Annotated in this window: 19 protein-coding genes; 2 read left to right on the top strand and 17 right to left on the bottom strand. The window is 74.0% G+C overall.

The window, feature by feature from the left end:
• Nucleotides 1–33: 33 nt before the first annotated feature.
• From carB to pyrR, 5 genes are read right to left on the bottom strand one after another with little or no spacing between them, the layout of a single operon-like run.
• Nucleotides 34–3,495 (bottom strand): carbamoyl-phosphate synthase large subunit, encoded by a 3,462-nt coding sequence (gene carB, locus ACGFZ2_RS22515; RefSeq protein WP_393456481.1) that lies wholly within the window; start codon nucleotides 3,493–3,495, stop codon nucleotides 34–36.
• Nucleotides 3,488–4,651: a glutamine-hydrolyzing carbamoyl-phosphate synthase small subunit gene (gene carA / locus ACGFZ2_RS22510; RefSeq protein WP_393456478.1), complete on the bottom strand. Its 1,164-nt coding sequence runs from the start codon at nucleotides 4,649–4,651 to the stop codon at nucleotides 3,488–3,490. Before carA ends, carB begins: the two co-directional genes overlap by 8 nt.
• Nucleotides 4,648–5,979 carry a dihydroorotase gene (locus tag ACGFZ2_RS22505; RefSeq protein ID WP_393456475.1) on the bottom strand — a complete coding sequence of 444 codons (1,332 nt, stop codon included), beginning with the start codon at nucleotides 5,977–5,979 and terminating at the stop codon, nucleotides 4,648–4,650. Before ACGFZ2_RS22505 ends, carA begins: the two co-directional genes overlap by 4 nt.
• Complete coding sequence (locus tag ACGFZ2_RS22500; RefSeq protein ID WP_091095578.1) at nucleotides 5,976–6,902, bottom strand: aspartate carbamoyltransferase catalytic subunit; 927 nt, start codon at nucleotides 6,900–6,902, stop codon at nucleotides 5,976–5,978. The genes ACGFZ2_RS22505 and ACGFZ2_RS22500 overlap by 4 nt, the downstream gene beginning before the upstream one ends.
• A complete protein-coding gene (pyrR, locus tag ACGFZ2_RS22495; protein WP_393456472.1) occupies nucleotides 6,899–7,483 on the bottom strand; it encodes a bifunctional pyr operon transcriptional regulator/uracil phosphoribosyltransferase PyrR in 585 nt (194 codons plus the stop codon). The genes ACGFZ2_RS22500 and pyrR overlap by 4 nt, the downstream gene beginning before the upstream one ends.
• Before the next feature lie 284 nt (nucleotides 7,484–7,767).
• On the opposite strand from pyrR, the gene ACGFZ2_RS22490 reads away from it, so the two are divergent.
• Entirely contained in the window at nucleotides 7,768–8,256 is a 489-nt protein-coding gene (locus ACGFZ2_RS22490) for a transcriptional regulator (protein WP_013285505.1), read from the top strand.
• Between the two features lie 113 nt (nucleotides 8,257–8,369).
• On the opposite strand, the gene nusB is transcribed toward ACGFZ2_RS22490, so the two are convergent.
• From nusB to ACGFZ2_RS22465, 5 genes are all read right to left on the bottom strand, one after another.
• Nucleotides 8,370–8,780 (bottom strand): transcription antitermination factor NusB, encoded by a 411-nt coding sequence (gene nusB / locus ACGFZ2_RS22485; protein ID WP_176737511.1) that lies wholly within the window; start codon nucleotides 8,778–8,780, stop codon nucleotides 8,370–8,372.
• 23 nt (nucleotides 8,781–8,803) lie between these two features.
• Nucleotides 8,804–9,361, bottom strand: coding sequence for an elongation factor P (gene efp / locus ACGFZ2_RS22480; protein WP_013285503.1), 558 nt, complete (start codon nucleotides 9,359–9,361; stop codon nucleotides 8,804–8,806).
• A 448-nt stretch (nucleotides 9,362–9,809) separates the two neighbouring features.
• Nucleotides 9,810–10,265 carry a type II 3-dehydroquinate dehydratase gene (aroQ, locus tag ACGFZ2_RS22475; protein WP_393263782.1) on the bottom strand — a complete coding sequence of 152 codons (456 nt, stop codon included), beginning with the start codon at nucleotides 10,263–10,265 and terminating at the stop codon, nucleotides 9,810–9,812.
• Nucleotides 10,262–11,338, bottom strand: a complete 1,077-nt coding sequence (aroB, locus tag ACGFZ2_RS22470; protein WP_393263784.1) for a 3-dehydroquinate synthase — start codon at nucleotides 11,336–11,338, stop codon at nucleotides 10,262–10,264. The genes aroQ and aroB overlap by 4 nt, the downstream gene beginning before the upstream one ends.
• 134 nt (nucleotides 11,339–11,472) lie before the next feature.
• Nucleotides 11,473–12,438 carry a helix-turn-helix transcriptional regulator gene (locus ACGFZ2_RS22465; RefSeq protein WP_393263786.1) on the bottom strand — a complete coding sequence of 322 codons (966 nt, stop codon included), beginning with the start codon at nucleotides 12,436–12,438 and terminating at the stop codon, nucleotides 11,473–11,475.
• 81 nt (nucleotides 12,439–12,519) lie between these two features.
• Between ACGFZ2_RS22465 and ACGFZ2_RS22460 the strand changes: the two genes are divergently transcribed.
• Nucleotides 12,520–13,248 (top strand): alpha/beta fold hydrolase, encoded by a 729-nt coding sequence (locus ACGFZ2_RS22460; protein ID WP_393456469.1) that lies wholly within the window; start codon nucleotides 12,520–12,522, stop codon nucleotides 13,246–13,248.
• Between the two features lie 133 nt (nucleotides 13,249–13,381).
• Here the strand turns inward: ACGFZ2_RS22460 and ACGFZ2_RS22455 are convergent, their stop codons facing one another.
• From ACGFZ2_RS22455 to ACGFZ2_RS22425, 7 genes are all read right to left on the bottom strand, one after another.
• Nucleotides 13,382–13,885 carry a shikimate kinase gene (locus tag ACGFZ2_RS22455; RefSeq protein WP_350708966.1) on the bottom strand — a complete coding sequence of 168 codons (504 nt, stop codon included), beginning with the start codon at nucleotides 13,883–13,885 and terminating at the stop codon, nucleotides 13,382–13,384.
• A 46-nt stretch (nucleotides 13,886–13,931) separates the two neighbouring features.
• Nucleotides 13,932–15,110, bottom strand: coding sequence for a chorismate synthase (gene aroC / locus ACGFZ2_RS22450; RefSeq protein WP_350708967.1), 1,179 nt, complete (start codon nucleotides 15,108–15,110; stop codon nucleotides 13,932–13,934).
• Between the two features lie 181 nt (nucleotides 15,111–15,291).
• Nucleotides 15,292–16,212, bottom strand: coding sequence for a glycosyltransferase family 2 protein (locus tag ACGFZ2_RS22445; protein WP_357701421.1), 921 nt, complete (start codon nucleotides 16,210–16,212; stop codon nucleotides 15,292–15,294).
• Nucleotides 16,209–16,823, bottom strand: coding sequence for a glycosyltransferase (locus ACGFZ2_RS22440; protein ID WP_393456620.1), 615 nt, complete (start codon nucleotides 16,821–16,823; stop codon nucleotides 16,209–16,211). The genes ACGFZ2_RS22445 and ACGFZ2_RS22440 overlap by 4 nt, the downstream gene beginning before the upstream one ends.
• Before the next feature lie 74 nt (nucleotides 16,824–16,897).
• Nucleotides 16,898–17,380, bottom strand: coding sequence for a UDP-N-acetylglucosamine--LPS N-acetylglucosamine transferase (locus ACGFZ2_RS22435; protein WP_357701423.1), 483 nt, complete (start codon nucleotides 17,378–17,380; stop codon nucleotides 16,898–16,900).
• 70 nt (nucleotides 17,381–17,450) lie between these two features.
• Nucleotides 17,451–18,725: a hypothetical protein gene (locus ACGFZ2_RS22430; protein WP_393456466.1), complete on the bottom strand. Its 1,275-nt coding sequence runs from the start codon at nucleotides 18,723–18,725 to the stop codon at nucleotides 17,451–17,453.
• Nucleotides 18,722–19,624, bottom strand: a complete 903-nt coding sequence (locus ACGFZ2_RS22425; RefSeq protein WP_393456617.1) for a sulfotransferase domain-containing protein — start codon at nucleotides 19,622–19,624, stop codon at nucleotides 18,722–18,724. Before ACGFZ2_RS22425 ends, ACGFZ2_RS22430 begins: the two co-directional genes overlap by 4 nt.
• Nucleotides 19,625–19,632: the final 8 nt, after the last annotated feature.

The raw sequence follows: 19,632 nt of genomic DNA, 5'->3' as shown, positions 1-19,632 counted from the left end.
CAACAACTTCATGATCAACCGGCTGGGGGCGGGTCACTCGGCGGCCCGCAGGGCGGCGTGCAGCTCCTGGAGGGGGCGGACCTGCATGTCGCCCCGGATGCGCGCCTCGATGCCCATCACGGCCGCCGCCGCGCCCGGCACGGTGGTGATGCACGGGATGTCCGCCGTGACGGCGGCGCTGCGGATCTCGTAGCCGTCCGAGCGGGCGCTGGCACCCGAGCCCTGCGGGGTGTTGATGACCAGGGCGACGTCGCCGCCGAGGATCAGCGACACCGCGTCCTCGCCCGCGCCGGACTCGTAGTGCTTGCGGATCTGCTCGCAGGCGATGCCGTGCCGGCGCAACACCTCGGCGGTGCCGGTGGTGGCGACGATCTCGAAGCCCAGGTCGGCCAGGCGCTTCACCGGGAAGATCATGCCGCGCTTGTCCCGGTTGGCGACCGACACGAAGATCTTCCCGGCGGTCGGCAGCGAGCCGTACGCGGCCGACTGGGACTTGGCGAAGGCGTTCCCGAAGGCCGTGTCGATACCCATCACCTCGCCGGTCGACTTCATCTCCGGCCCGAGCAGCGAGTCCATGCCCTTGCCCGTCGGGGTGCGGAACCGCTTGAACGGCAGCACCGCCTCCTTGACCGCGATCGGGGCGCCGGCCGGCAGCGAGCCGCCGTCCCCGGTGGCCGGGAGCAGCCCCTCGGCACGCAGCTCGGCGATGGTGGCGCCGAGCGCGATCCGGGCCGCCGCCTTCGCCAGCGGCACCGCCGTGGCCTTGGAGACGAACGGGACCGTCCGGGACGCGCGGGGGTTCGCCTCCAGCACGTAGAGCACGTCGTCCTTCAGCGCGTACTGCACGTTGAGCAGGCCGCGCACGCCGATGCCCCGGGCGATCGCCTCCGTGTACCGGCGGACCTGCGCGACGTGCGAGCCGGCCAGGGTGATCGGCGGCAGCGAGCAGGACGAGTCGCCGGAGTGGATGCCCGCCTCCTCGATGTGCTCCATCACCCCGCCGAGGTAGACCTCGCCGTCGGCGTCGCAGAGCGCGTCCACGTCGATCTCGATGGCGTCGTCGAGGAACCGGTCCACGAGCACCGGGTGGTCGGGGGAGATGTCGGTGGCCCGCCCGATGTAGTCGCGCAGCGTCGCGTCGTCGTAGACGATCTCCATGCCGCGCCCGCCCAGCACGTACGACGGCCGGACCAGCACCGGGTAGCCGATCTCGTCGGCGATCGCCTTCGCCTCGTCGTACGAGGTGGCCATGCCGTGCGCCGGGGCGCGCAGCCCCGCCCGGGCCAGCACCGCCCCGAACGCGCCCCGCTCCTCGGCCAGGTGGATCGACTCCGGGGAGGTGCCGACGACCGGCACGCCCGCGTCCTTGAGCCGCTGCGCCAGGCCCAGCGGAGTCTGCCCGCCGAGCTGCACGATCACCCCGACCACGCCCGGCCCGCCGGCCGCCCTGCCGGAGGAGTCCTCCGCGTGCCAGACCTCCAGCACGTCCTCGAAGGTGAGCGGCTCGAAGTAGAGCCGGTCGGCCGTGTCGTAGTCGGTGGAGACCGTCTCCGGGTTGCAGTTGACCATCACGGTCTCGAAACCGGCGCCGGCGGCGCCCGAAGCGGACGCAGCGGCGCCCGAAGCGCCCGAAGCGCCCGAAGCGGACGCAGCGGCGCCCGCGGCGCCGGAAGCGGACGCAGCGGCTGTGCCGACCGGCGCGCTGCGCAGCGCCTGAACCGCGTGCACGCAGGAGTAGTCGAACTCGATGCCCTGCCCGATCCGGTTCGGCCCGGAGCCGAGGATCAGCACCTTCGGCCGGTCCGACCCGACGACCTCCGTCTCCGAGTCGTAGGAGGAGTAGTGGTAGGGCGTGGTCGCCTCGAACTCGGCGGCGCAGGTGTCCACGGTCTTGTAGACCGGGCGGACGCCCAGGCGGTGCCGCAGCGTGCGTACGCCGTCCTCGGCGGCCAGCTCCGGGCGCAGCGCGGCGAGCTGCCGGTCGGACAACCCGGCCCGCTTGGCCAGGCGCAACAGGTCGGCGTCGAGCACCGGCGCGGCGACGATCTCCGCGCGCAGCTCGACCAGGGCGGCGATCTGGTCCAGGAACCACGGGTCGATCCCGCCGGACGCGGCGGCCACCTCGGCGATCGAGGCGCCCAGCCGCAGCGCCCGCTCCACCGTGTAGAGCCGGCCGTCGTGCGGCATCCGCAGCGCGGCGAGGGTGTTCTCCTTCGTCGCGCCGGCCGGGTCGGGCAGCGTCCAGAAGCCGCCCGCCTTGGTCTCCAGCGAGCGCATCGCCTTGTTCAGCGCCTCGCTGAAGTTGCGGCCCAGGCTCATCGCCTCGCCGACGGACTTCATCGTGGTGGTCAGCTCCGGGTCCGCGCCGGGGAACTTCTCGAACGCGAACCGCGGGATCTTCACCACCACGTAGTCCAGGGTCGGCTCGAACGCCGCCGGGGTCTTCAGCGTGATGTCGTTGGGGATCTCGTCCAGGGTGTAGCCGATGGCCAGCTTCGCGGCGATCTTCGCGATCGGGAAGCCGGTGGCCTTGGAGGCCAGGGCCGACGACCGGGACACCCGGGGGTTCATCTCGATCACGACGATCCGGCCGTCGGCCGGGTTCACCGCGAACTGGATGTTGCAGCCGCCGGTGTCCACGCCGACCTCGCGCAGCACCGCGATGCCCAGGTCGCGCAACTGCTGGTACTCCCGGTCGGTCAGCGTCATGGCCGGGGCCACGGTGACGCTGTCGCCGGTGTGCACACCCATCGGGTCGACGTTCTCGATCGAGCAGACGACCACCACGTTGTCGTGCCGGTCGCGCATGAGTTCGAGCTCGTACTCCTTCCAGCCGAGCACGCTCTCCTCGATGAGCACCTCGTGCACCGGGCTGGCGGTGAGCCCGTCGCCGGCGATGCGGGCCAGCTCCTCCGGGGTGTGCGCCATGCCGGAGCCGAGGCCGCCCATCGTGAACGACGGCCGGATCACCACCGGCAGGCCCAGCTCGGCGACCGTGGCCTCGACCTCGGCCATCGAGTGGCAGACCCGGGACCGGGGCACCAGGCCGGACGGGTCGTCCAGGCCCAGGCGTACGCCGGCCTTGGCGACGATGTCCTTGAACAGCTGGCGGTCCTCGCCCCGGTTGATCGCCTCGATGTTGGCGCCGATCAGCTCGACGCCGTACTTGTCCAGCACGCCCGCCTCGTGCAGGGCGACCGCGGTGTTCAGCGCGGTCTGCCCGCCCAGGGTGGGCAGGATCGCGTCCGGGCGTTCCTTGGCGATGACCAGCTCGACGAACTCCGGGGTGATCGGCTCGACGTAGGTGGCGTCGGCGAACTCCGGGTCCGTCATGATCGTCGCCGGGTTGGAGTTGACCAGGCTGACCCGGATCCCCTCGCTGCGCAGCACCCGGCAGGCCTGGGTGCCGGAGTAGTCGAACTCGCAGGCCTGCCCGATCACGATCGGCCCGGAGCCGATCACCAGGATGTGCTTGAGATCGGTCCGCTTAGGCATGTGTGCGCCCCTCGTTCTGGGTCCGGCCCTCGATCAGCTCGGCGAAGCGGTCGAAGAGGTAGTCCGCGTCGTGCGGACCGGCTGCCGCCTCCGGGTGGTACTGGACGGTGAAGGCGGGCACGTCCTTGGCCCGCAGCCCCTCGACGACGTTGTCATTGAGGCAGACGTGACTGACCTGGACGCCACCGAACTCGGTCTCGATCACCTGATCGGGTACGACGGCGCCCTGCCGTGCGCCCGGGACCTCGACCGCGAAGCCGTGGTTGTGGCTGGTCACCTCGACCTTGCCGGTGACCCGGTCGAGCACCGGCTGGTTGATCCCCCGGTGGCCGTAGCCCAGCTTGTACGTGCCGAAGCCGAGCGCCCGGCCGAGGATCTGGCTGCCGAAGCAGATGCCGAACAGCGGCACCTTCCGGCGCAGCACCTCGCGGGCCAGCGCCACCGGCGCGTCCGCGGTGGCCGGGTCGCCGGGGCCGGGCGAGAAGAAGACGGCGTCCGCGCCGGTGGCGAGCAGGTCGTCGATGGTGGACGTGGCGGGCAGCACGTGGGTGGTGACGCCGCGCGCGGCCAGCCGGCGCGGCACGTTGCGCTTGATGCCCAGGTCCAGCGCGGCCACCGTGAACCGGTGCTCGCCCTCGGCCGCCACCACGTACGGCTTCGCGGTGGTCACCTCGGCCGAGAGGTCCGCGCCCACCATCTCCGGGGACTGCCGCACCCGGGCCAGCAGCGCGCGGGGATCGGTCTCGACGCTGGAGATGCCGACCCGCATCGCGCCGCGCTCGCGCAGGTGCCGGGTCAGCGCCCGGGTGTCGACGCCGCTGATGCCGACCACGCCCTCGGCGGCCAGCCGGTCCTCCAGCCCGCCGGTGGCCCGCCAGTTCGAGCCGATCCGGGCCGGGTCGCGGACCACGTAGCCGGCGACCCAGATCCGGCCGGACTCGTCGTCCTCGCCGTTGACGCCGGTGTTGCCGATGTGCGGGGCGGTCTGCACGACCACCTGCCGGTGGTAGGAGGGGTCGGTCAGGGTCTCCTGGTAGCCGGTCATGCCGGTGTTGAAGACCGCCTCGCCGAAGGTCTCCCCGACGCTGCCGTACGCCTCGCCGTGGAACGTGCGCCCGTCCTCGAGGACGAGGATCGCCGGTTGTCTGCGGGTCACTTGATGGCCTTTCCGTCCAGGACCGTCGGCTCGCCGCGCAGGAAGGTCGCCACGATGCGACCCGGCAGCGTCATGCGGGCGTACGGGGTGTTGCGGCTGCGACTGGCCAGCTCCGCCGGCTCGATGGTGCGGCGGGCGGCCGGGTCGACCAGGGTCAGGTTGGCGGGCACGCCGGGCGCCGGGTCGAGGCCGTGCCCCTCCAGGCCGGCGATCCGGGCCGGGGTGCGCGACATCCGCTCGGCGATCAGGTCCCACTCGGGGCCGAGCACGTCGAGGGCGATGGACAGCGCCGTCTCCAGGCCGAGCATGCCCGGCCGGGCGTACGCCCACTCGCACTCCTTGTCCTCCACCGCGTGCGGGGCGTGGTCGGTGGCGACGATGTCGATCACGCCCTCGACCAGGGCGGCCCGCAGCGCGGCGATGTCGGTCGCGGTGCGCAGCGGCGGGTTGACCTTGTAGACCGGGTCGTAGGCTCCGGCTGGGCTCCAGTTGTTCGCCAGTGCGGGGCTCGCAAGCTCACTCCTCCCGCTCACGACCTCGTCGGTGAGCAGCAGGTGGTGCGGGGTCACCTCGGCGGTGACCCGGATGCCCCGGGCCTTGGCCTGGCGCAGCACCTCGACGCTGCCGGCGGTGGAGACGTGGCAGACGTGCAGCCGGCTGCCGACGTGCTCGGCGAGCAGCACGTCCCGCGCGATGATCGCCTCCTCGGCGACCGCCGGCCAGCCGGTCAGCCCGAGCCGGGTCGACACCTCGCCCTCGTGCATCTGCGCGCCCTCGGTGAGCCTGGGCTCCTCGGCGTGCTGGGCGATGATCCCGTCGAACGCCTTCACGTACTCCAGGGCGCGGCGCATCAGCTTCGGGTCGGCGACGCAGTGCCCGTCGTCGGAGAAGATCCGCACCCGGGCCGCCGAGTCGGCCATCGCGCCCAGCTCGGCGAGCTGCTCGCCGGCCAGACCGACGGTGACCGCACCGATGGGCTGCACGTCGACCAGCCCGGCCTCCCGGCCGAGCCGCCAGACCTGCTCGACCACGCCGGCGGTGTCGGCGACCGGCGAGGTGTTGGCCATCGCGCAGACGGCGGTGTAGCCGCCGAGCGCCGCCGCCCGGGAACCGGACTCGACGGTCTCGGCGTCCTCCCGGCCGGGCTCGCGCAGGTGGGTGTGCAGGTCGACCAGGCCGGGCAGGGCGACCAGCCCGGTGCCGTCGACGACGGTGGCGTCCGGCGCGTCCAGCCCGGCGCCGACGGCCGCGACGACGCCGTCGCGGATCAGCAGGTCGGTCGGCGCGGCGCCGACGACGCTCACGTTGGAGATGAGGTACGAGCTCACCGGTTGTTCCCCCCGAGCAGCAGGTAGAGGACGGCCATCCGGACGGAGACGCCGTTGGCGACCTGTTCAACGATGGTGGAGCGGGGCGAGTCGGCGACCTCGGGCGTGATCTCCATGCCCCGGTTCATCGGGCCGGGGTGCATGACGATCGCGTGCTCGGGCAGCCGGCGCATCCGCGGGCCGTCCAGGCCGTAGCGGCGGGCGTACTCGCGGGCGGACGGGAAGTAGGAGTCGTTCATCCGCTCCCGCTGCACCCGCAGCATCATCACCACGTCCGACTGCGGCAGCACCGCGTCGAGGTCGTAGGAGACGTCGGTGCCGGGCGCGAGCGCCTGCGCGATGTGGACGGGGATCAGTGTCGGCGGCCCGACCAGGGTCACCTTGGCGCCGAGGGTGGACAGCAGCAGCACGTTGGAGCGGGCCACCCGGCTGTGCAGCACGTCCCCGACCACCGCGACCGACAGGCCGGCCAGCCGCCCCAGCCGGGAGCGCATCGTGTACGCGTCGAGCAGCGCCTGGGTGGGGTGCTCGTGGGTGCCGTCGCCGGCGTTGACCACCGAGCCGTCGACCCAGTCGGCGAGCCGGTGCGGGGCGCCGGAGGCGGGGTGCCGGACGACCACCGCGTCGGCGCCCATCGCCTGGAGGGTCAGCGCGGTGTCCTTCAGGCTCTCGCCCTTCGCCACGCTGGAGCCCTTGGCCGAGAAGTTGATCACGTCGGCGCTGAGCCGCTTCGCCGCCGCCTCGAACGAGATCCGGGTCCGGGTGGAGTCCTCGTAGAAGAGGTTCACCACGGTGCGACCCCGCAGGGCGGGCAGCTTCTTGACCTCCCGGCCGGCGACGGTGGCCATCTCGGCGGCGGTGTCCAGGATCTGGGTGGCCGTGGCGGCGTCGAGGTCGGCGCCGGAGAGCAGGTGCCTGATCATGAGGGGGTCCCCCCGTACAGCTTGACCTCGTCGGTGCCGTCGGTCTCCGCGAGGGTGACCTTCACGCTCTCCGCGAGGGAGGTCGGGATGTTCTTGCCGACGTAGTCGGCGCGGATCGGCAGCTCGCGGTGCCCGCGGTCGACCAGGACGGCGAGCTGGACGGACGCCGGGCGCCCCACGTCGTTGAGCGCGTCGAGCGCGGCCCGCACCGTACGGCCGGAGAAGAGCACGTCGTCGACGAGGATGACGCGCTTGCCGTCGATGCCGCCGGGCGGCACCTGGGTCGGCCCGACCGCGCGGGTGGCGTGCCGGCGCAGGTCGTCGCGGTAGAGGGTGATGTCGAGCACGCCGACCGGGACGGCCACGTCCTCGAAGGTGCTGATCCGGGCGGCGAGCCGCTTCGCGAGCGGGGCGCCCCGGGTGGGGATGCCGAGCAGGACGGTGTTCTCGGCGCCCTGGGTCTTCTCCAGGATCTGGTGGGCGATGCGGTCGACCACGCGCTGGACGTCGGCGCTGGCGAGGATCACCTTCACCGAGGGTTGTCGCGGCGGCGACGACTGGGCAGCCGGTGGGTAGGCCACGGCGGACCTCCTTCCCCGCCTCACGGGACGGGTCGTTAAAGGACGTCGGATGCCGGTGCCGGACCGCGAGCGGCCCGGACCGGGGCTTCACGCCACGTTACCAGTGGTCACCGCGCCAACCGCCGCCGGCCACTGACCCTCTAATCAGCCGACGAAACGGGACAACTCTCCCGACGGTCCCCAACGGTAGGGTCACGACCACTTGACCACGTGTCGCAATCCCCGTACCGTCACGCTCCGTAGCGATCGCTGGGAGAACCCCGAGCAGCACTGGGAGTGTCCGAATGCCCTCTGAATACGCCAAGTCTCTGGGCGCCCGCCTGCGCTCCATCCGCCAGCAGCAGGGCCTGTCCCTGCAGGGCGTGGAGGAGAAGTCGAACGGGCGGTGGAAGGCGGTGGTGGTCGGTTCGTACGAGCGCGGCGACCGCGCCGTCACGGTGTCGCGCCTGGCCGAGCTGGCCGACTTCTACCGCGTTCCTGTCTCGGAGCTGCTGCCCGACGGCAGCGGGGTGCGCCACGAGCCCACCAGCAAGATCGTCCTGGACCTGGAGCGGCTGTACGACGAGGCCTCCGAGGACCTGGCCTACGTCGCCCGCTACGCGCGCGCCATCCAGCAGCAGCGCGGTGACTACAACGGGCGCGTGCTCTCGATCCGCGCCGACGACCTGCGCGCGCTCGCGATCGTCTACGACGCCTCGCCGTCCGGCCTGATCGAGCGGCTCACCGAGCACGGTGTGCTGGTCGCCGACCCGCGGGCGTTCTTCGCCTCCTGAGCCCGACCACGAGAAGGGGCCCGTGCCGTCCGGCACGGGCCCCTTCTGTCGTACGTGTCACACGGCCGCCGGCGGCGAGGACGCCGCGAGTGCCGGGAATGCTGCGGGCCGCCTCAGCGGGTGGCGTACTCGGCGATGCGGCCGAGGATCCCGTTGAGGAAGCGCGGGGAGTCGTCGGTCGACATCTGGCGGGCCAGCTCGACGGCCTCGCTGATCGCCACCGCGTCGTCGATCTCGTCGACGTAGAGCAGCTCGTAGACCGCGATGCGGGCCAGGTTGCGGTCGACCACGGGCATCCGGTCGAGCGTCCAGCCCTCGGCGTAGCTGGCGATCACCTCGTCGATCCGGTCGAGGTGCGCGGCCACCCCCTCGACCAGGCTCACCGCGTATCCCAGGTGCTCGGGCCGGGGCTTCTCGATCCGCTCGATGTAGCCGGCGAGCACCTCGACCGGCGGGCGGTCCCGCAGGTCGGCCTCGAAGAGCACGTCCAACGCCCGCTTGCGCGCCTTGCGGCGCGCAGGCATCTGCTGCTTGGGACCCTCGGCCATCAGGCGCGGCCGAGGTAACGGCCGTCGCGGGTGTCGACCTTGATCTTCTCGCCGGTGGTGATGAAGAGCGGGACCTGCACGGTCGCGCCGGTCTCGACGGTGGCCGGCTTGTTGCCGCCGGTCGACCGGTCGCCCTGCAGACCCGGCTCGGTGTAGGTGACCTCCAGCACGACGCTGGTCGGCAGCTCGATGTAGAGCGGGACGCTCTCGTGGGTGGCGACGGTCGCCTCGGCCTCGGGCAGCAGGTAGTTCGCCGCCTCGCCGACGGTGCCGCCGGGGACGGTGATCTGGTCGAACGTCTCCAGATCCATGAAGACGTAGTCCTCGCCGTCGGCGTACAGATACTGCATCGTGCGCTTGTCCACGGTCGCGGTCTCGACCTTGGTGCCCGCGTTGAAGGTCTTGTCGACCACCTTGCCGGACAGCACGTTCTTCAGCGTGGTACGCACGAACGCACCACCCTTACCGGGCTTGACGTGCTGGAACTCGACGACGGCCCAGAGCTCTCCGTCGAGGTTGAGTACCAGGCCGTTCTTCAGGTCGTTGGTGGTGGCCATTTCCTGCCTTGATCATCAATTGGCGGACAGACCTGGCAAGTCTACTAGTTGCGCCGCGCGCCGCTGCCCGCCGTCTACCGGCGCCCGCCGCGTCCGCCCCCGCCCCGCCCGCACCACCGGCCGTCTCCCCCGCTCCACGCCCGTGACGCTTCGCACATGCCGCTCGCCCGTCGGACACCCACCTCGCGCGCCCTTTGCTCTGCACCCACGGACGCACCGTTCACCCTGTGTGACATTCGTCGCGCAGCGGCCTCTCGCGGCCGGCCGAAGACTCCCAGCTCAGGCCGCCGGTGCGCATGTGGGTGCAGAGCAAAGCGTCCGCGAGGCGTTTCACGGACGCGAGGAAAGCAGTGACGCGGAGTGACGAGCGTCGAGCGTCACTCAGCGCGACGAGTAACCGGATTCCGACCCCGGCTGGCGGATCCCCGCTTGTTCGGCGGTCGCGCCGTCAGCGGTTTCGGTTTCCGTGGGCCAGGCGGGCCAGGTGGGCCAGGTGGTGCAGGGCCAGGCGGTAGCCGTCGACGCCGAGCCCGCAGATCACCCCGGTCGCGACCGCCGAGACCACGGAGTGGTGCCGGAACTCCTCCCGGGCGTGGATGTTGGAGATGTGCACCTCGACCAGCGGCCCGCGCAGCATCGCGCAGGCGTCCCGGACCGCGTACGAGTAGTGCGACCAGGCCGCCGGGTTGAGCACCACCGCGGCGCCCTCGTCGGCGGCGGCGTGCAGCCAGCCCAGCAGTTCGTGCTCGGCGTCGGTCTGCCGGACGGTCACGTCCAGGCCGAGCTCGCGCCCGGTCGCCTCGCAGAGCGCCACGAGGTCTGCGTAGCTGGTCGCGCCGTAGACGTCCGGCTGACGGGTGCCGAGCCGGCCGAGGTTGGGGCCGTTGAGCACGTGGACCCTCACGCCGCGACCTCGCGGTAGGCCGCCTCCAGCAGGTCGTCCGCCGGGCCCTCGAGGATGGCGGGGCGGGCCAGCCCGTCCAGCACCACGAAGCGCAGTTGGCTGCCCCGGGCCTTCTTGTCCACCCGCATCGTGGCCAGCAGCCGGGGCCAGGCGTCGGCCGGGTAGCTGGTGGGCAGGCCCAACGCCGCCATCGCCGTGCGGTGCCGCTCCGCCGTGGCGGCATCCAGGCGGCCGGCGAGCCGCGCCAGCTCACCGGCGTAGACCATGCCGACGGCCACCGCGTGCCCGTGCCGCCAGCGGTAGCCCTCCTCCTTCTCGATGGCGTGGGCGAGGGTGTGACCGTAGTTGAGCACCTCCCGCACCCCCGACTCGCGCAAGTCGCCGGAGACCACGTCGGCCTTGACCCGGATCGCCCGCTCGATCAGCTCCCGCGTCACGGGGCCGGTCGGGTCGGTGGCCGCCGCCGGGTCCCGTTCCACCAGGTCGAGGATCACCGGGTCGGCGATGAACCCGCACTTGACCACCTCGGCGAGGCCGGCGGCGAGGTCGGCCGGGGGCAGGCTGTCCAGGGTCGCCAGGTCGGCGAGGACCCCGACCGGCGGGTGGAACGCACCCACCAGGTTCTTCCCGGCCGAGGTGTTGATCCCGGTCTTGCCGCCCACCGCGGCGTCGACCATGCCCAGCAGTGAGGTCGCCACCGGCACCCAGCGCACGCCGCGCAGCCAGGACGCCGCCACGAAGCCGGCCAGGTCGGTGACGGCGCCGCCGCCCACCCCGACCACCGCGTCGCTGCGGGTGAACCCGGCCTCGCCCAGCCTGTCCCAGCAGGCCGCGGCGACGTGGATGTGCTTTCCCGCCTCGGCGTCCGGCACCTCGATCGGCAGCGGCGCGACGCCGGCCGCGCGCAGCCGGTCGCCGATCGCGTCGGCCAACTCCTTGAGCGGGGGCGCGTGCAGCACCGCCACCCGGGTCGCGCCCGGCAGCAGGCCGGGCAGCGCGTCGAGCAGGTCGCGTCCCACCAGCACGTCGTACGGGCGCTCGCCGCCGACGGGGATCCGGGTCATTTCGTCCATCGCCGGCAGCCTAGTCCAGCCGTCCGGTCCCGGACCGGGACTGTCCACGTGGTGGCCACCCCGGCCCGTCGGAACCGCCGGCACGAGGCGACCGGGCCGCCGGCACCGAGGCGACCGGGCCGCCGGCGGCCGGGTCAACCCGGCGTCCGTCCGGCCCAACCGGCGAGCCGGCGGGCGTGCTCGGTCACCGCGGTACGCAGGGCGTCCGGGCTCAGCACGGTGAACGGCCAGCCCAGCCCGGCGAGCAGTTGGGCCATCCCGTCGAGGTTCTCCGCGCGGGTGCGCAACAGCACCCCGTCGGCGCTTTCCGCCAGCTCGGCCACGCTCGGCGGGACCCGCCGTCGGGCGGTCGCCAGGTCGGTCTCGAGCAGCACCTCGACGTCGTGGGCGTAGGGCACGCCGGCCAGCGAGCGGGTCACCTCGGCCACCGGGTCGAAGCCGTCGGGCACGACGAAGGTCTCGGTCCCCGTCTCCACCTCGCCGATGCGGTCCAGGCGGAACGTGCGCACCTCCCCGCGCAGGTGGTCGTGCCCCGTCACGTACCACCGGCCGGCGTGGAAGACCAGGCCGTACGGGTCGAGCTGCCGCCGGGAGGCTGCGCCGGACCAGGAGCGGTAGTCCAACCGCACCCGGCGCCGGTGCCGGGCGGCCGCGCCGAGGGTGAGCAACGTCCCGGTCGCCGGGCGGGCCTCCGCCGTGGGGCGCCGCAGCGTGAAGCCGAGGTGCTCCTGCACCGCGGCTAGCCGGTCGCCCAGCGCGAACGGGAGCACCCGGCGGATCTTGGCCAGCGCGGTGGCGGTCGCCGGTTCCTCGGTGCCCAGCCCGAGCCGCTCGGCGGCGACCAGCCCGAGCAGCACGGCCACCGCCTCGTCGTCGGTGAGCATCAGCGGCGGCAGCTTGTAGCCGGGGCGCAGCCGGTAGCCGCCGTGGCGGCCGCGCTCGGCGGCCACCGGGATGCCCAGCTCGGCCAGCGTCGCGGCGTAGCGCCGCACGGTGCGCTCGTCCACCGACAGCCGGCGGGCCAGCTCGGCCCCGGTGAGCCGGTGGTGGCTCTGGAGCAGCTCGAGCATGCCGAGCACCCTGGCGGCGGGATGTGACACGAGCCACTCCTTCAATCAGGGCGGAAAGCGTCCGGATTCGATCGTACGGTCTCCCGGAGCGACGACAGAGGGAGAAGGCAGATGACGACGTTCGTGCTGGTTCCGGGCTTCTGGCTGGGTGGTTGGGCATGGCGGGAGGTGACCGCGGCGCTGCGCGAGAAGGGCCACGAGGTGTACCCGGTGACGCTGACCGGGTTGGCCGAGCGCGCCCACCTGGCCGGCCCCGAGGTGGGCCTGGAGACGCACACCACCGACGTCGTCCGGCTGATCGAGGTGGAGGACCTGCACGACGTGGTGCTGGTGGGGCACTCGGGTGGCGGGCTGCCGGTGACCCAGGCGGCGGAGCGCGTCCCGGACCGGATCGCCCGGGTGGTCTATGTGGAGAGCGGGCCGATGCCGGACGGCATGGCGCAGTTCGACGCCAACCCGCCGGAGGAGCAGGAGCGGCTGCGCGCCCGGATCGGCGACGGCCACCTGCTGCCCCCGCCCGCGTGGGACCCGGCCGAGGACCCGGCGAACCTGGCCGGCCTGGACGCCGCCGCGCTCGCGCTGCTGCGGCGACGCGCCACCCCCCATCCGCTGCGCGCCGCCACCGACCCGGTGCGCCGCACCGGTGGGCGCGCGGTGCCGACCGCGCTGGTGGCCAGCACCTTCCCGCTGGAGGTGGTGGAGGGCCTGATCGCGCAGGGGCACCCGTTCTTCGCGGGGCTGGCCGGTGGCCAGTTGCACGCGCTGCCCACCGGGCACTGGCCGATGCTCAGCGAGCCGAAGGGCCTGGCGGACGTGCTCGACCGGATCGCCGGGAGCTGACGACAGCCTGAGCGGCCACACCGTGACGGTGGCACCCGGCCCGGGCGGACGGCGCACCCCGCGCGGCGGCGGTCCCGCCCGCCGGATCCGGTCGCGGCGCACTCCTGACGTTGCGCCGCGGCCGGCCGGCCGCTCAGTGCTTCAGCAGCGCCGCGACCTCGGCGGCGATCTCCTCCGGGGCCCGCCCGTCGGTGACCACGGTCGCGGTGGCCACCTCGGCGTAGAGCGGGCGGCGCTGGTCCAGCAGGTGCTTCAGCGTCGCCCTCGGGTTGATCGCCAGCAGCGGCCGGCCCGCCCCCAGCCCGACCCGCTTGACGGCGTCGGGCAGTTCCACGGACAGGTGCACCACGGGGTGCCCGACCAGGGCGGCGCGGTTCTCCTCCGCGAGGACCGCGCCGCCGCCGAGGGCCAGCACCCCCTCGCAGGAGGCCAGCGCCGCCGCCACCGCCGCCCGTTCGAGGGCACGGAAGTGGGCCTCGCCCTCGTCGATGAAGATCTCCGGGATCGGCTTGCCGGCGAGCCGCTCGATGTCCACGTCCGTGTCGCGGAACTCGACCCCGAGCAGCTCCGCGAGCGCCTGCCCGATCGTGGTCTTGCCGGAGCCCGGCGCCCCGACCAGCACGCAGACCGGCGCCATCAGCGGCACCGCCCGGCGCCCCCGCGCCCGGCCGACCCGCCCGCGCTCACCGGATCACCAACGCGTCGAGGTAGCCGGCCAGGTTGCGGCGGATCTCGGCGACGGAGTCGCCGCCGAACTTCTCGGTGGCCGCCTCGGCGAGCACCAACGCCACCATCGCCTCGGCGACGACCGCGGCGGCGGGCACCGCGCAGACGTCCGAGCGCTGGTTGATGGCGGTGGCCGGCTCGCCGGTGGTGACGTCCACCGTCGCCAGGGCCCGGTTCAGCGACGAGATCGGCTTCATCGCGGCCTTCACCCGCAGCGGCTCGCCGGTGGTGATGCCGCCCTCCAGCCCGCCGGCCCGGTCGGTGACCCGGCGTACGCCGGTGGCGGTGGGCACGATCTCGTCGTGCGCCTCGGAGCCGCGGGAACGCGCCTGCTGCCAGCCGTCCCCGATCTCGACGCCCTTGATCGCCTGGATGGACATCAGCGCGGTGGCGAGCCGGGCGTCGAGCTTGCGGTCCCACTGCACGTGGCTGCCCAGACCCGGCGGCACCCCGTACGCCAGCACCTCGACGACGCCGCCCAGGGTGTCGGCGGCCTTCTTCGCGGCGTCGACCTCGGCGACCATCCGGGCGCTGGCCTCGGGGTCGAGGCAACGCAGCGGGTCGGCGTCGATGCGGGCGGCGTCCTCGGGCACCGGGCGCAGCCCGGGCTTGACGGCGACCGGGCCCAGCTCGACCACGTGGGAGACGATCTCGATGCCGAGCGCCTGCCGGACCAGCGCCTTGGCGACCGTGCCGACGGCGACCCGGGCGGCGGTCTCCCGGGCGCTGGCCCGCTCCAGGATCGGCCGGGCGTCGGTGTGGCCGTACTTCTGCATGCCGGCCAGGTCGGCGTGGCCCGGCCGGGGGCGGGTGAGCGGCGCGTTACGGGCCTGGCTGGCCAGCTCCGCCGGGTCGACTGGGTCGGCGGCCATCACGGTGCGCCACTTGGGCCACTCGGAGTTGCCGACCCGGATCGCGACCGGGCTGCCGAGGGTCACCCCGTGCCGGAGCCCGCCGATGATCTCGACCTCGTCCTGCTCGAACGACATCCGGGCGCCCCGGCCGTAGCCGAGCCGGCGCCGGGCCAGCTCACCGGCGATGTCCCCGGTGGTCACCTCGACGCCGGCGGGCACGCCCTCCAGCAACGCGACGAGGGCGGGACCGTGCGATTCCCCTGCAGTCAACCAGCGCAACACAGCGGTCAGTCTGTCACGCCCGGTGGCCGCCGCCGTACGGTGCCCGCCGCGTCCCGCCCTGCGGACGCCGCCGTCCGACGAGCGGCCGGCGCCCGAAGCCGGGACAGGGCGTTCGGGCGGGGACACCGACGCGGGCCCCTGGATGACCCGGGGCGCGGGCCGGCGTCGCCGGTCCGCCGGCTCAGATGCCCCGGCCGCGCTTGTGCAGGGTCCGCAGCACCGCGTCGGCGCGGACCACCCGCCCGGCCACGGCGAGGGCGAGGTACGCCCGCGGCTCGCGCGGGTTGCGCCGGATGGTGTGCCGGGCCCACCGCATCGCGCCCCGCCGGTCGCCGGAGGCGGCCCGGGCGAAGGCGATCTGCCCGGCGACCCGCGCCTCGCCGGCCGGCTGCGTGCCGAACTCCGGGTAGCGCTCCAGCAGCCACTGCAACGCCTCGGAGATGGTGTCCCAGCGCTGCGCGAAGTAGGACCGCTTGTGCCAGCGCACCAGCACGTACGGCGTGCGCAGGTTGACCAGCGGCGCGCTGCGGGCGGCCCGGAGCAGGAACTCGTAGTCCTCCGCGTAGCTGCCCGGGATCTCCTCGTCGACCAGCCCGAACCCGTCCCGCAGCGCGGCGGCGCGGATCAGGAAGGTCGACGGGTGCAGCTCGGTCATCCGGTCGCGCAGCAGGTCGGCCAGGGTGACCGAGTCCTTCGGCAGCGCCCGGTCGACGGTGTGCCCGTCGTAGCTGACCCGGATGCCGCAGCTGACGAACTCCGCGTCGGGGGCGGCGGCGAGCGCCTCGACCTGGGCCCGCAGCTTGCCGGGCAGCCACTCGTCGTCGTCGTCGCAGAACGCGACCAGCTCCCCGGTGGCCGCCAGGATGCCCGAGTTGCGGGCACCGGCCAGGCCGGGGGTGCGCTCGTTGCGGATCACCCGCACCAGGCGGTCCGGGCGGGACAGCTCGGCCAGTGAGCCGTCCGGCTCGGACCGGTCGTACACGACCACCACCTCGACCGGGCCGGGGTGGTCCTGGTCGAGGACCGCCCGCACCGCGGCCCGGAGCAGCTCCGGCCGGTCCCGGGTCGGCACCACCACGCTGACGCTCGGGTGTCCGGTCATCGCCGTTCTCCGTTCCGGTCCGGCCGTGCCCACGGCCGCCACCTCGCCCGCTGCCGTCGTCCGGTCGACGCGGCCACCAGTTCCTCCACGATCCGCCCCACCTGCTCCACCGCGGCGCGGCGCGCCTCGGACGCGGCCGGGTCGGCCGCGACGGCGAACCGGGAGGGGTCCGCCAGCCCCGCGGTGAGCGCCGCGAACAGCGCCTCCCGGGTCTCGGCCAACGCCACCATGCCGGCCGCGCCCAACCGGCGGGCGAAGAGCTGCTGGTGGTCGTCGACGTGCTCGCCCCGCGTCGGGTCCCGGGGCACCACGATCGGCAGGTGACCGTGCCGGCGGGCCTCCAGGATGGTGGCCGGCCCGCCGTGGCAGACCACCAGGTCGGCCTCGGCCATGGCGGTCTGGAGCTCGTCGTGGCCGAGGAACGGCACCGCCCCGGGCACGCCGGGCGCCCGGGTGTGTCCGTGCTGGACGGTCAGGCCGACGTCCTCGGCGACGCCGGGATGCCATTCCTCCAGCCAGCCGACCAGCCGACCGAACGGGTGCTTGTCGGTGCCGACGGCGACCAGCAGCCGGGCGCGGGCGACGTCGTCGGGGTCGCGGGGTCGGGGCACCCGGCCCGCCGGCGACGGCCGGGGACGGCCGGGGGCGACCCGGTGCGCGGGGGCGGTTCCGGTGCTCTCGGCGGTCACAGCAGGGTCCCCACGACGGTGGCCTCCGGGTACTGGCGGCGCTGCTCGTCCCACTGCACGAGCATCGCGGACAGGAACGGGCGGCAGAGCCGGGCGGTCAGGGTCGGGGTGTCGATCCGGTCGTACACCTCGATGTAGACGGTCGGGATGCGGCGCAGCCGGGCCAGCACCACGAACGGCACGGCGACCCCGGCGCCGGTGGTCACCACGGCGGCGACCCGGCGCGACCGCAGCACCCGCCAGGCGAGGACGGCGTTGCGCAGCAGGTTCGGCACGTTGCGGGTGGTCGGGTGGTGCGCCGGGACCAGGTCCTCGCCGGCGAGCAGCGAGACCGCCTCGGGCGTGTCGAAGGTGACCCAGCAGCGGCGCCAGCGTTCGTACCACGGGCGCAGGGCGAGCAGTTGGGCGAGATGGCCGCCGCTGGAGCCCACCAGGAGCAGGACTCCGGGATCGCCGGCGTCCTCGGTTGTCGTTTCCACGCGACTCCCCACAAAGTTCGCTTGGAGTTTCGGTCGGCGCTCCGCCAGCAGATCACAGGTCTTCCGCCGGTCAAATAGGACGACCGGGCGACTGTCGTTTGTCGACGACGTCCAGCAGGGCGGGATGCAGCGCGGCGTTCCAGCCCGCGCCGGCATCGGCGAGCCGCCACGTACGCAGCCACATCTCCAGCAGGTAGCCGTCGGCCACCAGCCGGCGCGCCGCCGGCCCGAGCCCCAGCCCGCCGCCGTGGTGGTCGAGGTGCGCGTCGACGGCCCGCGCCGCCGTCACCGCCGGCTCGCCCCGCAGCACCAGGGCGCGCTGGAACGCGTCGTGCGCCAGGTCGAAACCCAGCGGCACGTCCGGCCCGCTGTGCTCCCAGTCCCAGGCGACCAGCCGGCCGGCGTGCACGCCCAGGTTCCAGGGCACCCAGTCGCCGTGCCAGTGCCCGAACTCGACGGCCGTGTCCCCGTGCCGGCGGGCCAGCGCGGCCACGGCGGCGACCGCCCGGGCCCCGTCGGGCGTGCCGGCGGCGGCCCGCTGCGCCTCGGCGGCGAGCCGGGCCAGGAAGGCCGACCCGGCCAACGGGCGCGGCGAGGCCGGCGGGCGGCCCCGGCGGGCCACCGCGAGCAGCGCCGCCAGCCGCGGCGGATCGCCGGCCGGCACCCCCCGCACCTCCGGCGGCAGCGGCTCGACCAGCGCGATGACCTGCCCGGCCGCGGTCACCTCGGCCAGCAGCCGGGGCGCCGCCGGGTGGTCGGCCGTCCCGGCCACCGCCGGCAGCTCGCGCAGGGCCGCCGCCTCGGCGGTCACCAACGCCCGGGTGGCGCCGTTCCAGCCGATCTTGGCGTAGCCGAGGGGCCGGCCGGCCGGGTCGAACAGTTGCAGGGTGGGCTTGTGGTTCGGGTCCGGCGGGCGGACGCCGCAGGCCGCGTACACCGACGGGCCGCCGAGCGCGCCGGCCAGCCGCCGCGCCAGCAGCACCTCGTCGGCGGCGAGCCCGTCGGGCAGCGACACGGTGAGCCGCGGGAACGGGGCCAGGTCGACCGCGCCGACCCGGGCGAGCCCGCCGAGCGCGGCCCGCACCGCCCGCACCTTCGGCGGGCGCAACGCGTTGTACGCCAGCAGCGAGGCGGCCGTGGCCCGGGGCGCGCCGAGCGGCAGCAGGAACCGGGCCCGGGCGACCGACGGGACGACCGCGTACCGGGCGACGGCGCGGTGGCCGGGCGGCGGGGGGCCGCCCACGGTCAGGGCGAGCCGCTCGTCGCCGAACACCGCCCGGGTGACCCAGCCCAGCCCGTCCGTCCGGGACCGGGGATCGGCCGGCGCGGCGAGCTGCGCCGTCACGCGGCCCGGTCCGGCCAGTCGAGCTCCAGCCCCAGCCGCTGCCGCAACGCGTCGTTGTACGGGCGGTAGTACTCGGTCAGCTCGGCACGCACCACCGGCTCCAGGGGTGCCGAGCGGCGGTCGTTGTAGACCTTGAAGTCGGGCAGGTCGTGCGGGGGCAGGCCGAGGAAGTCCAGCGTCCGGCGGTAGGTGGACCGGGCGTCGCGGTAGAGGTCCTCGCTGGGCAGGAAGAGGATCTGCTCCCGGTCGAACCGGTCCAGCCACGGCTCCAGGTGCTCCAGGTAGCGGCCCCGGGCACGGTAGGTGTACCAGTCGTACGGCTCGCTGAAGTACTCCGGCTCCGCGATCAGCCGCTCCCGCTCCCCCGCCGTGCGCTCCTCCTCGGCGGCGAGCGCGGCGGCGAAGTCGAGCGGCTCGATGCCGTGCGTCCGCCGTTCCTTCCAGTGCGAGTACGCCCGCTCCACCGGGTCGCGCAGCAGCACGATCAGCCGCACCGACGGCATCAGCGCGGCGACCCGCTGGGCGGCGAGGGGGTGGAACATGTACAGCGGCGCCGCCTCGCCGACCCGGACCGGCCCGCCGTGCCGCCTCGCCAGCGCCTCCCGCTGCCGCTGCGTCGGGAAGTGCGACCGGTACCAGGCCTCGCCGCGCCGCCAGTGCTCCTCGAAGTAGTGTGCGGACTTCGTGTTCCAGGCCGGGAAGAGCCGGGGCACCAGCGGATGCTGGATGAGGTAGTTCCACAGCGACGTCGTGCCGCCCCGCTTGGTGCCGATGATGAGGAAGTCCGGCAGCGGCCGCCGGTCGCTGGTGCGCACCCCGTAGTCGACGAGGGACTCCTTCACCCGGTTCGTCACCTGCGTCGGGACGAGCTGCTTCACCCGGTCACGGATGGACGGCACGACGGACC

Source organism: Micromonospora sp. NPDC048063 (genome assembly GCF_043202855.1).
Classification (GTDB): domain Bacteria; phylum Actinomycetota; class Actinomycetes; order Mycobacteriales; family Micromonosporaceae; genus Micromonospora.
The sequence above is the reverse complement of the archived record's forward strand: the minus strand, read 5'-3'. Positions and strand labels throughout refer to the sequence as shown.